Here is a 13,453-nt window from a genome sequence, read left to right on the forward strand (position 1 = left end):
TATAACTAGGAGGTTATCGTATGGAACGTTTACCAGTTGTGATTTGTCCTAATTGTCAAAGTTCTGCTGAGATTATTCATGTATTAACGGCTCAATCTAATCAAAATGTAATTTATACGTGCCAAGTTTGTCACTTTGTAATTCGAAATATTGAAACGAATAAAGGATAGGAAGTTATAATTTTAGTTTTTGTCCCATACAATGAGAATACGAAAAGTCTGTCTAATTGAAAGGACGTGACTCTGTGGACGGTGCACATAAATTTTACAATGTTTCAGAGAGACATTTAAATTTTGATATGGTCTTTAACCGTATTTGTAGTTTCATTGAAAAGGATCCGCGAAATTTGTATCGATTATCCATTGGGACAGACTCGCAAGCGCATCAAAAGGATACGAGGTTTATTACAGCAATCCATATTCATCGTGTTGGAAAAGGTGCCTGGGGTTGTTTACACCATAAATCAGTAAAAGATAAGCCAGCGACCTTACGTGAGAAAATATATTTAGAAACGCAGTTTAGTCAAGAAATCGCATGTCTATTTACGCCTACTCATATACAAACAATATGGGAGTTATTGCATCCTTATGCTCAAGATGGGGCTGGATTCATAATGGAAATTCATTTAGACATTGGGAATGATGGCTTAACAAAAGAATTTATTTTAGATATGACAGAAAAAATTCGGGCGATGGGATTAACTGCAAAAATTAAGCCGGATGCTTATGCGGCGTTTAGCTATGCAAATCGATATACGAAATGATTTTTTTGTATGTGTACGATTGTTACATATCTTTAAACGAAAACTGAATATTACATCTATTAAATAGGTTGAATTTTTTATATAATAAGAGTAACGATGCGAGTGTAAGGAGAGGGGTATATGCAAAGGGAAGTTGTTTTAACGAAGGAAGAAGAAAGTTTACTACTAGATATTTTATTTCAGCAAAATTACGCAAGTGAAATTTTAGCTGTGGAACTTACAGATATTGAGAATGGTTTGAAACAGACAGATGTGATGCAATATAAAAAAATCACAAGGTTATTTTACAGATTAAAAAATAAAGGGTATTAAGCGCTACCGGAATGGTAGTCTTTTTTTTGTGCGGTATGCTAAAATAGCTGTGTGATTGTATTTTTATTGAAATAAATTTAGGACAAAATAATAATATGAAAACGCTGTCATAAAATGTGAATAGAGTTGTGAACATAAGCAGGAAAAAGGGAAAATGGGGGATGTAATATGATTAGTATTCCGAAAGACGAATTTCAACAAATTCTTGTGAAGGATTTAATGATTTCATCGGAAAAAGTAGCTCATGTCCAAATTGGAAATAGTTTAGAACATGCTTTACTCGTTCTTGTAAAATCTGGATATTCAGCGATACCTGTCTTAGATCCAATGTATAAACTACATGGTTTGATTAGTACTGCCATGATATTAGATGGTATGTTAGGATTAGAACGTATTGAGTTTGAAAGGCTCGATGATATGAAAGTAGAGCAGGTGATGAAAGAAGATATACCTGTTCTTAAATTAGACGATTCATTTGCAAAGGCTTTAGAAATGACAATTGATCATCCTTTTATTTGCGCTGTTAATGAAGAAGGCTATTTTGAGGGGATTTTAACACGTCGGGCTATTTTAAAATTGTTGAATAAGAAAGTAAGGCAACATAATCGATAAAGTGAAAAAAGTGACTTCATAGAAACGAAGAAGTCACTTTTTTTTCGTGCATATCACTTGTGTATGTATTATATTTAAAAAGACATAAAACATAAGGAAAGTTTGTGCTGGACAATTGTATTTTCTGAATGAAAGCATTCGGGTAAATTAAGGATGAAAAGCTTATTGAAATAAGGTGTATGGAAGCTAAGGAAAGAGGGAGAAAGTTGCAAATTGATGATTTTCAAATGATGGTTGTGTTAGCTCAGGAATCAAATATGAGAAAAGCGGCGGAACGTTTATTTGTTTCCCAACCTGCGCTGAGTCAACGATTACAATCTATGGAGAAACAATGGGGAATGAAGTTTTTTATTCGCTCACAAAAAGGATTGACAATTACACCTGAAGGGGAAAAAGTTGCAAATTATGCCAAAGAAATGTTGCAAAGGGAAGAAGATATAAAAAGTGAGCTGGCTGTTTTCAGAACGGAAACTCATGGAACGTTAAAAATAGCTGTTGCATCAGTTATTGGTCAATATTGGCTCCCTCCTGTTTTGAAAAAGTTTGTGCATAAATATCCTTCTGTAAAGATATCGCTGTTTACTGGATGGAGTAGTGAAGTGCAAAAGCAGTTTTATGAAGGAGACGTGCATGTTGCTATACTGAGGGGAACACAAGAATATAAAGGTCAGAAGCAACAATTATTTGAAGATGAACTGTATTTAGTTGATAAAGAAATAAAAGATATTTCGATGTTAAAAGAAACAAATAGGCCGTTCATTCAATTTAAAAGTGACTCGACTTATTATGGACAAATACAAAATTGGTGGTATGGTTTATTTTCTAATCCGCCTAAGCGAACGATTGTAGTTGACCAAATTGAAACATGTAAACAACTTGTTTTAAATGGTATAGGTTATGCCCTTTTACCTTCTACTGTTTTAAAGGAAGTACAGGAAAATATGTATAAAACACCTGTTCAACTGACGAGAGAAACATGGTTGTTAACAAGTGACTCGGCAAGGCAGTTGAAGCAAGTACAAGCATTTTTAGAAATTATAGAAGAAATTCAAAGGGGAAAATAAGATTATTATCTTGCTACTCGCTCTTTCGTTTGGTAGAGTAACATTATAAATGGATTTAGGAGGCAACAAGAATGAAAATGATGGACGCTAACGAAATTATTTCGTTTATTCAAAAAAGTGAAAAGAAAACTCCTGTAAAGGTATACATAAAAGGGGATTTAAAAGAAGTAACATTCCCTGAAACAGTACAAGCATTTGTGAATAAAAAATCAGGTGTATTATTCGGAGAATGGTCTGAAATTAAGACAATTCTTGATGAGAATAATAAGCACATCGTTGACTACGTTGTAGAAAACGATCGTCGTAATTCTGCAATCCCAATGCTTGATTTAAAAGGTATTAAAGCTCGCATCGAGCCAGGTGCTATTATTCGTGACCATGTTGAAATTGGTGACAACGCTGTAATTATGATGAATGCAACAATTAACATTGGTGCTGTAATTGGTGAAGGTTCTATGATCGACATGAACGCAGTACTTGGTGGACGTGCAACAGTCGGTAAAAACTGTCACGTAGGTGCAGGTGCTGTACTTGCAGGTGTTATTGAGCCACCTTCTGCAAAACCAGTTATCGTTGAAGATGATGTAGTAATCGGTGCAAATGTAGTTGTTTTAGAGGGTGTTACAGTAGGTAAAGGTGCAGTTGTAGCAGCGGGAGCTGTTGTAACAGAAGATGTGCCTCCATACACAGTTGTTGCAGGTACTCCAGCACGTGTAATTAAAGAAATTGATGAGAAGACAAAAGCAAAAACAGAAATTAAACAAGAGCTTCGTCAATTAAACCCAGAGAAATAAAAAGTAAAAAAAGCGTAAGAGCGTAAATGGGCTCTTACGCTTTTTATAGATAGAGGTGCAAAAATGACAGTAAGCAAATTTGTCCAAATTCGTAGAGATCTACATAGAATTCCAGAAATCGGATTTAAGGAATGGAAAACACAACAGTATATTTTAGATTATATAGGAACACTTTCTCATGAATTTGTGGAAGTGAAGACATGGAAAACGGGTGTAATCGTTAAAGTAAATGGAAAAAATCCCGAAAAAATAATAGGTTATCGTGCAGATATAGACGGTTTACCAATTACAGAGGAAACTGGATACGAGTTTGCTTCTATTCATGAAGGAATGATGCATGCATGTGGCCATGATGTACATACAACAATCGGTTTAGGCCTTCTAACGAAAGCTGTGAGCGAAAGAATAGATGATGACCTTGTATTTCTATTCCAGCCAGCAGAAGAAGGACCAGGCGGTGCTCTTCCTATGTTAGAAAGTGAAGAGTTAAAAGAATGGAAACCAAATATAATTCTTGGTCTTCATATTGCACCAGAATACGCTGTGGGGACAATTGCAACGAAAGAAGGACTGTTATTTGCCAATACTTCAGAATTATATATTGATTTAAAAGGGAAAGGTGGCCATGCTGCCTATCCACATACTGCAAATGACATGATTGTTGCAGCGAGTCATCTTGTTACACAGCTTCAATCCGTTATTAGTCGCAATGTAAATCCTCTTGATAGTGCAGTAATTACAATCGGGAAAATTACTGGTGGTACGGTTCAAAATATTATTGCAGAAAAATCTCGTTTAGAAGGAACGATTCGAACATTATCAGTGGAATCAATGAAGCGTGTGAAAAGCAGAATTGAGTCAATTGTTGCAGGCATCGAAGCTTCTTTCCAGTGTGAGGCGATTATAGATTACGGAGCAATGTATCATCAAGTATATAACCATGAAGAGTTAACGAGAGAGTTTATGGAATTTGTACATAAACAAACTGATATGAATGTTATTACATGTACTGAGGCAATGACGGGTGAAGATTTTGGTTATATGCTTCGAGAAATCCCTGGATTTATGTTTTGGCTTGGAGTAAATTCAGAATATGGTTTACATCATGCAAAATTAAAACCAGACGAAGAAGTGATTGAAAAGGCAATTACATTTTTAAGCCAATATGTAAAGTGGAAAGGGAATAGAAAATAAAACTTCCACTTTCTTGAAGGTTCCAAAAAACTTTTTGTTCTGAGGTGTAAGTAACGCTCGTATAGATTGATTTTAGACATTGACATACAAATGGAAGAATTAAAGTTAATTGTACTGTTTTAATAATGAGCAGGGGGTTTAGCCACTGCTCATTATTAATTATTTGACTAACTTATATATGTTTACTTTTAGTATGAAAAGTGTGTAAAATCAATGTGAAACATAGAAAAAAGGGTGGGGAATTACGTGCAAATTAGCAGTGCGATTTTATGTTTCGTCTTATATGCGTACGTTATTATTGCGGCGGTTTATTTTGGGATAAGTTTTTATGCCTATCGTCTAGTAGATAATAATGAATATGACGAAACATACAAATGGGTGAAGAGATATTTATCACCTGTACTAGAAATTATGAATGGGTTTGTGCTCTTTTTATTTATTGGATTAATTGCTTTCTCAACGAGTTTAGTAGGGAATAAAACTACGTTATTTGTATTGGGTATCATTATTTTTATGTTGTTAGGAATAAGGATTGGTAATACGGTCTTTTGGAATGAAAGAAAAGTAGATGGTTGGACGGGAATGTTAATTCCGTGCATGTTAGCTGCAATCGTGACAAATATAGAGCATGAATATTATCAATTACATTTTTGGCTTATTATCGTTTTAACAATTCTTTCTGTTTTGTATATAAGCACAGTAGTACTAACATATATTGCACATGAAAAAGGAGATGTTAAAGGCACTCGTTTCTTTAGAGGACGGGCATTATTTTGGAGTGTGCCGACGATGGTAGTTATCGCGCTTATTGCGATATTAGTAAATGGATATCAATTTTCTAATTGGCAACTATTTTTAGAAAATTGGTGGATCTTTATCTTTTCGTTTATTGCTTTTTTAGGTGCAACGCATTATTTATTCCATCAACATCATTACATATGGGCGTTGTTATTTGCATTCACACAGCTTCTATTTGCCTTTTTTGGTCAAGAAACATTATTATTCGTTTTTGAAACATTTAGTTCTTTTGGAAATATATTTGTATTTGCTATGCTACTTGTTGGTATCGCTTTTTACTTGCAACAATATTTTTATATACAAAAACAAAAATAAGAGCTAATTACAGTTTTTGTGACGCATATAAAGTGTGTTACACTGAAAATAAATAGTACTTGAAGTTATTGGAGGAATTCCCGTGGGTGAGAAAGAAAAAGAATTTGCTGTCATTGGACTTGGTCGCTTTGGTGGAAGTATTTGCCGAGAACTAGCTCAATTAGGAATGGAAGTAATGGCAATCGATTCAGATGAGGATAAAATTAATGAATTTGCAAATATAGCTTCGCATGCTGTAATTGCAGATTCAACAGATGAGATGGTATTAAAAAGCCTTGGTATTCGAAATTTTGATCACGTAGTCGTTGCTATTGGAGATAATTTAAATTCAAGTATTTTAACGACTTTGATTTTGAAAGAGTTGGGTGTAAAAAATATTACTGTAAAAGCTCAAAATGATTATCATGAAAAAGTATTAAGTAAAATAGGTGCAGATCATATTGTGCATCCAGAACGTGATATGGGAAAAAGGATTGCTAATAATATTGCATCAAGCAATGTGCTAGACTACCTTGAGCTTTCAGATGAGCATAGTATTGTAGAGATTATTGCGAATAAAAAAATTGATGGGCACTCTTTAATTGAATTAGATATTCGTGCGAAGTTTGGATTGAATATTGTAGCAATTAAACGAGGCAAAGAAGTTATCGTATCCCCTCGAGCTACGGAGAATATTCAAGCAGGAGATATATTAATTGTCATTGGTCATGACGATGAAGTGGATCGATTTAAACACTTTTTAAGATAAGAGAAAAGAAAAGGACAATGCCTTCATGGCATTGTCCTTTTTCTTATATTTCCATAATGATTGGTAAAATCATTGGACGACGTTTCGTTTTCTCATATAGGAATGGAGCTAATGTGTCTGTAATTTCATTTTTAATTTCAGACCATTGTGTTGTTTTACGCTCCATTACTTTTTCTAAATGAGTTGTAATTAATGTTTGTGCATCATTGATTAAATCGCTACTTTCACGCATGTAAACGAAACCGCGTGAGATGATATCAGGTCCTGCTGCAACTTTAAATTCTTTCATATCAATGCTTACAACTACAATTACAAGTCCTTCTTCAGAAAGGATACGACGATCGCGTAATACGATATTGCCAATATCTCCAATACCGTTTCCATCAATGTAGACCGAACCAGATGGGATTTTTCCAGCTACGCTAGCTTCATCCGAACGTAAAGCAAGAACATCGCCATTATCCATAATGAAGCAATTTTCTTCAGGGATGCCACAATCATTTGCTATGTTCATGTGCATACGCTGCATACGATATTCACCATGAATTGGCATGAAGTACTTCGGTTTAATTAGACGTAACATTAACTTTTGTTCTTCTTGTCCACCGTGTCCACTTGTATGGATATTTGAAAGTTTCCCATGAATTACATCAGCGCCAGCGCGGTACAACATGTTAATTGTACGACTTACGCTAATTGTATTTCCTGGAATTGGTGAAGAAGAGAAAACAACTGTATCTCCAGGAATAATTTGAATTTGGCGGTGTGTACCGTTTGCAATACGTGAAAGTGCTGCCATCGGTTCACCTTGACTACCTGTACATAAAATAACAACTTTATTAGCTGGTAAGCGGTTTAGTTGAGATGCATCTATGAATGTATCTTTCGGGCAACGAATATAACCAAGGTTTTGTCCAATTTCAATCGCTGCTTCCATACTTCGACCAAACACAGCTACTTTACGGTTGTTTTCAACAGCAGCTTCAACAACTTGTTGTAAGCGGTGAATATTTGATGCAAAGGTTGCGAATATAATCCGTCCTTCTACTTTACGGAAAATGTCTTGAATGCTATCACCAACGCGACGCTCAGACATAGTAAAGTTTGGAACTTCACTGTTCGTACTATCAGATAATAGACATAGTACGCCATCTTTACCGATTTCAGCCATTTTTGTTAAATCAGCTGGTTCACCAACTGGTGTGAAGTCAAATTTGAAGTCACCTGTATGAACGACTTGACCTTGAGGTGTTTTCACAACAACGCCGTACGAATCTGGAATACTGTGAGTTGTACGGAAGAAGGATACAGACGTTTTTTTGAATTTAATAACGTCATCTTCTTGAATCTCGTAAAGTTTTGCTTTACGAAGTAAGCCGTGTTCTTCTAATTTGTTTTTGATGAGTGCAATTGCTAATTTTCCGCCGTAAATTGGAATGTTCACTTGACGTAATAGGTAAGGGATTCCGCCGATATGATCTTCGTGACCATGTGTAATGAATAACCCTTTAATTTTATCTTCGTTTCGCACAAAATAAGTGTAGTCTGGTATTACATAATCGATTCCGAGAAGTTCGTCCTCTGGAAATTTAATTCCAGCATCAATTATAATAATTTCATCTTGAAATTGAACAGCGTATGTATTTTTACCGATTTCACCAAGCCCACCGAGAGCAAATACAGCAACTTGGTCGTTTTTTAGAAATTTCATATCGCTATACGATTTCCGCTAATGTTAAATCAGCGTTTTCTTTTTCATATTCAAGATGAGCGCCAGTAACAGACTGAACAAACTCGATATTATATGCGAACTTATTTAATTTTGTACGAACATCCTTTTCAGACGTAGCCTCTAAATATAAAACTTTTGTATTTTCACGTACTGGAACCTCAGTTAATTTTTCTTGATAAAATACTTTAAAAATCATTTGGAAAACCTCTCCTTGTCTATGTTTTGCATTATCTGTTACTTATTATAAAGCAAACAGTCACGATTTTCATGTTTTTTCGAATGAGAATGAAGAAAAAGCCCGAAATGGGCACAATTTAAGCGACTGTCTTTTTACGGACTAGACCATTTAAATAACGCTTGAGCTTTTTCTTCAGCTTCTTCAGCATGATTACTCCTTCCTTTCCTTATTTTAAACATGCCTATTACTAGTGAAAACTCTATCTCTGATATAAGAGATAGGACAAAAGTGAATGGTGAATCTTGTCCTTTCCCATACAGTGAAAGTTATTCTATAGTAACGATTAGTAGCCGTTAGTTATAGGTATAGTATGAGGAAGAATGGAAAAGAAAATTCATACGAACAAGTATCCACATGTTTTACTAATATATATATGCAAAGTTTACAAATAAGGTCAGAAAGGGAACGCTTTCTTCACAGATGTTTAATATGTTATACTTTTTTTTAGAATTTGAAAAGTGATATTCAAAATAGGAATATAGAGTGCCAGAAAGGATTTTGACAAATGAATGATAAAATTGTCTTTTTTGATATTGATGGAACATTATTAGATCATGATAAAAAAATTCCGCAATCTACACGAGATGCAGTAAAACAGTTACAAGAAAAAGGTGTACATGTAGCAATTGCGACAGGGCGCGCGCCATTTATGTTCGAAGATATTCGTAAGGAACTTGATATACATAATTATGTTAGTTTTAATGGACAATATGTTGTCTTTGAAGATGAGGTAATATTTAATAATCCGTTACATCCAGATGCTTTACATAAGTTTACTCAGTTTGCAAAACAAGAAGGATATCCACTTGTATATCTTGACCATCAAGATATGAGAGCATCAGTGGAATATCATGATTATGTGAAAGAAGGCTTTGGAAGCTTAAACTTTGAGCATCCAGCATATGAGCCTAATTTTTATGAGGAACGTAATATTTATCAAACACTACTTTTTTGTGAAGTAAATGAAGAGGAAAAGTTTATTAATCATTATCCAGATTTTCATTTTATTCGTTGGCATGCATATTCAATGGATATCATTCCGAATGGTGGTTCTAAGGCAAAAGGAATTGAGAAATACATTGAAAAGTTAGGTTTTAATCGTGATCAAGTGTATGCATTTGGAGATGGCTTAAATGATTTAGAAATGATCGAAGCCGTTGGCACAGGTATTGTGATGGGAAATGGCCATGAAGACTTGAAAAAACTTGCAAATCATGTGACAAAGGATGTTAATGAAGACGGTATATATCATGGACTAAAGTGGGCTGGATTGCTATAACTGAATATGGAACCCATTTCATAATAAAAAGGCGGAAGATTAACTTCCGCCTTTTTATTATTATCGCTCTAGAGGTTTGGAATCATCAGGAGCGGCAAAAGGATTTTCTTTATTGATATGGTCATAGAACATAACGCCATTTAAATGGTCAATCTCGTGCTGAAATACGATTGCTGGTAAACCTTTTAAACGTAATTTTACTTCTTCTCCGTTAATAGAAGTTGCTTTTACTGTAATTCTTGTATAACGAGGAACATAACCAGGTACTTCGCGGTCTACAGATAGACAGCCTTCACCACCCTGTAAATATGTACGTTCAACAGAATGGCTAATGATTTTTGGATTGAATAATGCATGGCTATATAATGTACCATCCGCATCGGTTACATGAACTGCAATCATTTTTTTTGAAACACCAATTTGCGGAGCCGCTAATCCGATTCCAGGGCGTAAACTATATTTTTCAGCCATTTCAGGATCTTGGCTATTTATTACGAATTCAATCATTTCTTTTAAGGTAGTTGTATCTTCTTCGCTTGCCGGTAAGGACACCTCTTCTGCAACGTTGCGCAAAATAGGATCTCCTTCGCGAATAACATCTTTCATTGTAAGCATATGTAATCTCTCCTTTCCTCTTTAGTCTACCAAAGGAGATGGAAAAAGTCATCGGCAAGAAAGGGAAGGCATTTTGGAAATCGTTCTATTATAGAGTAGTTATGTATGTGGTAAACAGAAAAAGACGGCAAAGCCGTCTTTTTCTTTCCATAGTTGTTTCGTTTTACAATTAGCGAATGCAAGCAGCACCAACGATAATTAAAAGAATAAACAACACAACGATTAAGGCGAAGCCGCGTCCAGACCCGCCACAAGAACCGCCATAACCGTAGGAAGGATATGAACAAGTTGGATAGCAATATGAGTATCCGTACATGAGATGACCTCCTTTATCATTTCCCGCTAATACTGCGGTTACTATAATGTATGGAAGAGAGGGTAGAAATGTATAGGTATTTACCTAAAAAAGGAAGAGTAGTTTGTATATTTTTGTTACGAAGAGAGAAAAACTAAAGAGAATTAAATCGTTTACATATTATTCTAAGAGAAAAATAAGTGAAAAAGGGAATAATATAACAGTAGGTCAATGCTTACTAATACAGATGTAAAAATAAAAACACGTTTGTGTAGTAGAAACCTGCATATTATTTATAAAAAAACGTATTCAAAGTAATTGACATCGTAATTAGAATAGTTGTAAACTAAAAAACGTGATCAAGATTGTATTAATATGTTTCTGAAAAAACATTAGTACAGATTGTTAGGTACACAAAATTATTCTCAACCGACATACAAACATGTTGGTTTACATCGTTGCGCTTTTTAAACTGGAAAATAGCCAGTGAAAGCGTTTCAGAATATGGTTCAAGAGAGGAAGAGGTGAACGGAATGGGTACTAAAACAAAAAAGACCCTATTTAATGTTGATGAGCAAATGAAAGCTATCGCAGCTCAATTTGAAACATTACAAATTTTAAATGAAAACGGTGAAGTTGTGAATGAAGCAGCTATGCCTGAATTATCTGATGATCAATTAAAAGAATTAATGCGTCGTATGGTGTATACTCGCGTATTAGATCAACGTTCTATTTCTTTAAACCGTCAAGGACGTTTAGGTTTCTACGCACCTACAGCTGGACAAGAAGCTTCTCAATTAGCAAGTCATTTCGCACTTGAAGCAGAAGACTTCATCTTACCAGGATACCGTGATGTACCACAATTAGTATGGCACGGATTACCATTATACCAAGCATTCTTATTCTCTCGTGGACACTTCATGGGTAACCAAATGCCTGAGAATGTAAATGCATTAGCTCCACAGATCATTATCGGTGCGCAAATCATCCAAACTGCTGGTGTTGCGTTAGGTATGAAACTACGTGGTAAAAAATCTGTTGCAATTACTTACACTGGTGACGGTGGTGCTTCACAAGGTGACTTCTACGAAGGTATGAACTTTGCAGGTGCATTCAAAGCTCCAGCAATCTTCGTTGTTCAAAACAACCGTTATGCAATCTCTACTCCAGTAGAAAAGCAATCTGCAGCTAAAACTGTAGCACAAAAAGCAGTAGCAGCAGGTATTTACGGAATTCAAGTAGACGGTATGGATCCATTAGCTGTATACGCAGCAACTGCTTTCGCTCGTGAGCGCGCAGTAAATGGCGAAGGCCCTACTTTAATCGAGACTTTAACATTCCGTTACGGTCCACATACAATGGCTGGTGATGACCCAACTCGTTACCGTACAAAAGATATCGAAAACGAATGGGAACAAAAAGACCCAATCGTACGCTTCCGTAAGTTCTTAGAAGCTAAAGGCCTATGGTCTCAAGAAGTTGAAGAGACAGTAATCGAAGAAGCAAAAGAAGATATCAAACAAGCAATTGCTAAGGCTGACCAAGCTCCAAAACAAAAAGTAACTGATTTAATGGAAATCATGTACGAAAAAATGCCTTACAACTTAGCTGAACAATATGAAATCTACAAAGAAAAGGAGTCGAAGTAAGCCATGGCTCAAATGACAATGATTCAAGCAATCACTGATGCTTTACGCGTTGAAATGAAAAATGACCCTAACGTACTTGTATTTGGTGAAGACGTTGGTGTAAACGGCGGTGTATTCCGTGCTACTGAAGGTTTACAAGCTGAATTTGGTGAAGATCGTGTAATGGATACTCCACTTGCAGAGTCTGGTATTGGTGGACTTGCAGTTGGTCTTGCACTTGAAGGATTCCGTCCAGTTCCAGAAATCCAATTCTTCGGTTTCGTTTATGAAGTAATGGATTCAATTTCTGGTCAATTAGCTCGTATGCGTTACCGTTCTGGTGGACGTTGGACTGCTCCAGTAACAGTTCGTTCTCCATTCGGTGGTGGTGTTCATACTCCTGAACTTCATGCTGATAGCTTAGAAGGATTAGTGGCTCAACAACCTGGTCTAAAAGTTGTTATTCCATCTACTCCATACGATGCTAAAGGTCTTTTAATCTCTGCGATTCGTGACAACGATCCAGTTATCTACTTAGAGCATATGAAATTGTACCGTTCATTCCGTCAAGAGGTACCAGAAGGTGATTACACAATTGATTTAGGTAAAGCTGATATCAAACGTGAAGGTACAGATGTATCTGTTATCGCTTACGGTGCTATGGTTCACGCTGCATTAAAAGCTGCTGAAGAACTTGAAAAAGAAGGTATCTCTTTAGAGGTTGTTGACTTACGTACAGTTCAACCATTAGATATCGAAACAATCATCGCTTCTGTTGAAAAAACAGGTCGCGTAGTTGTAGTTCAAGAAGCTCAAAAACAAGCTGGTATTGCAGCTAACGTTGTAGCGGAAATTAACGACCGTGCAATCTTAAACTTAGAAGCTCCAGTTGTACGTGTTGCAGCTGCTGATACAGTATTCCCATTCTCTCAAGCAGAGAGCGTATGGTTACCAAACCACAAAGATATTGTTGAAGCTGTAAACAAAGTAATGAACTTCTAATTTTTAGCTTTTCATGTGCAAAAGAAATCAGCACATGCTGGTTTCTTTTGTACATATTCCATAA

General features: G+C 35.6%; 16 protein-coding genes. 12 read left to right on the forward strand and 4 right to left on the reverse strand.

Annotation, left to right across the window (positions count from 1 at the left end; genetic code table 11):
• Positions 1–20: 20 nt before the first annotated feature.
• The 9 genes from IQ781_RS23200 to IQ781_RS23240 all read left to right on the forward strand — a co-directional run bounded on the left by IQ781_RS23200 (position 21) and on the right by IQ781_RS23240 (position 6,600).
• Positions 21–170 carry a hypothetical protein gene (locus IQ781_RS23200; protein WP_000440540.1) on the forward strand — a complete coding sequence of 50 codons (150 nt, stop codon included), beginning with the start codon at positions 21–23 and terminating at the stop codon, positions 168–170.
• Between the two features lie 74 nt (positions 171–244).
• Positions 245–763 carry a ribonuclease H-like YkuK family protein gene (locus IQ781_RS23205; RefSeq protein WP_000348488.1) on the forward strand — a complete coding sequence of 173 codons (519 nt, stop codon included), beginning with the start codon at positions 245–247 and terminating at the stop codon, positions 761–763.
• Between the two features lie 120 nt (positions 764–883).
• The gene (gene abbA, locus IQ781_RS23210; RefSeq protein ID WP_001188692.1) at positions 884–1,075 is read left to right on the forward strand and encodes an antirepressor AbbA; all 192 of its coding nucleotides are present in this window, start codon (positions 884–886) and stop codon (positions 1,073–1,075) included.
• Positions 1,076–1,243: 168 nt separating this feature from the next.
• Positions 1,244–1,687: a cyclic-di-AMP-binding protein CbpB gene (cbpB, locus tag IQ781_RS23215; protein ID WP_000623579.1), complete on the forward strand. Its 444-nt coding sequence runs from the start codon at positions 1,244–1,246 to the stop codon at positions 1,685–1,687.
• Between the two features lie 179 nt (positions 1,688–1,866).
• Positions 1,867–2,751 carry a transcriptional regulator CcpC gene (locus tag IQ781_RS23220; protein ID WP_002026259.1) on the forward strand — a complete coding sequence of 295 codons (885 nt, stop codon included), beginning with the start codon at positions 1,867–1,869 and terminating at the stop codon, positions 2,749–2,751.
• A 71-nt stretch (positions 2,752–2,822) separates the two neighbouring features.
• On the forward strand, positions 2,823–3,545 hold the full coding sequence (gene dapD / locus IQ781_RS23225; RefSeq protein ID WP_000783241.1) for a 2,3,4,5-tetrahydropyridine-2,6-dicarboxylate N-acetyltransferase: 723 nt from the start codon (positions 2,823–2,825) through the stop codon (positions 3,543–3,545).
• A 63-nt stretch (positions 3,546–3,608) separates the two neighbouring features.
• Positions 3,609–4,739 (forward strand): N-acetyldiaminopimelate deacetylase, encoded by a 1,131-nt coding sequence (locus tag IQ781_RS23230; RefSeq protein WP_000218672.1) that lies wholly within the window; start codon positions 3,609–3,611, stop codon positions 4,737–4,739.
• Between the two features lie 246 nt (positions 4,740–4,985).
• Positions 4,986–5,852: a cytochrome c oxidase assembly protein gene (locus IQ781_RS23235; protein WP_001167324.1), complete on the forward strand. Its 867-nt coding sequence runs from the start codon at positions 4,986–4,988 to the stop codon at positions 5,850–5,852.
• Between the two features lie 82 nt (positions 5,853–5,934).
• On the forward strand, positions 5,935–6,600 hold the full coding sequence (locus IQ781_RS23240) for a potassium channel family protein (protein ID WP_000504032.1): 666 nt from the start codon (positions 5,935–5,937) through the stop codon (positions 6,598–6,600).
• Positions 6,601–6,643: 43 nt separating this feature from the next.
• Here IQ781_RS23240 and rnjA read toward each other — a convergent pair whose 3' ends face one another.
• Entirely contained in the window at positions 6,644–8,311 is a 1,668-nt protein-coding gene (rnjA, locus tag IQ781_RS23245) for a ribonuclease J1 (protein ID WP_000670377.1), read from the reverse strand.
• Between the two features lie 4 nt (positions 8,312–8,315).
• Complete coding sequence (locus IQ781_RS23250) at positions 8,316–8,528, reverse strand: DNA-dependent RNA polymerase subunit epsilon (RefSeq protein WP_000576435.1); 213 nt, start codon at positions 8,526–8,528, stop codon at positions 8,316–8,318.
• A 547-nt stretch (positions 8,529–9,075) separates the two neighbouring features.
• Here IQ781_RS23250 and IQ781_RS23255 point away from each other — a divergent pair.
• Complete coding sequence (locus IQ781_RS23255; RefSeq protein ID WP_000998268.1) at positions 9,076–9,849, forward strand: Cof-type HAD-IIB family hydrolase; 774 nt, start codon at positions 9,076–9,078, stop codon at positions 9,847–9,849.
• Positions 9,850–9,909: 60 nt separating this feature from the next.
• Here the strand turns inward: IQ781_RS23255 and def are convergent, their stop codons facing one another.
• Positions 9,910–10,464, reverse strand: coding sequence for a peptide deformylase (def, locus tag IQ781_RS23260; protein WP_000957048.1), 555 nt, complete (start codon positions 10,462–10,464; stop codon positions 9,910–9,912).
• A gap of 169 nt (positions 10,465–10,633) precedes the next feature.
• A complete protein-coding gene (locus IQ781_RS23265) occupies positions 10,634–10,780 on the reverse strand; it encodes a YjcZ family sporulation protein (protein ID WP_000274562.1) in 147 nt (48 codons plus the stop codon).
• Between the two features lie 512 nt (positions 10,781–11,292).
• Here IQ781_RS23265 and pdhA point away from each other — a divergent pair.
• Positions 11,293–12,408 (forward strand): pyruvate dehydrogenase E1 component subunit alpha, encoded by a 1,116-nt coding sequence (gene pdhA / locus IQ781_RS23270; protein ID WP_000536895.1) that lies wholly within the window; start codon positions 11,293–11,295, stop codon positions 12,406–12,408.
• Positions 12,409–12,411: 3 nt separating this feature from the next.
• Positions 12,412–13,389, forward strand: a complete 978-nt coding sequence (gene pdhB / locus IQ781_RS23275; protein WP_000068168.1) for a pyruvate dehydrogenase complex E1 component subunit beta — start codon at positions 12,412–12,414, stop codon at positions 13,387–13,389.
• The last annotated feature ends 64 nt before the right edge of the window (positions 13,390–13,453 follow it).

It is taken from the genome of Bacillus sp. N447-1 (assembly GCF_022701035.1).
GTDB classification, from domain to species: Bacteria; Bacillota; Bacilli; order Bacillales; family Bacillaceae_G; genus Bacillus_A; species Bacillus_A cereus.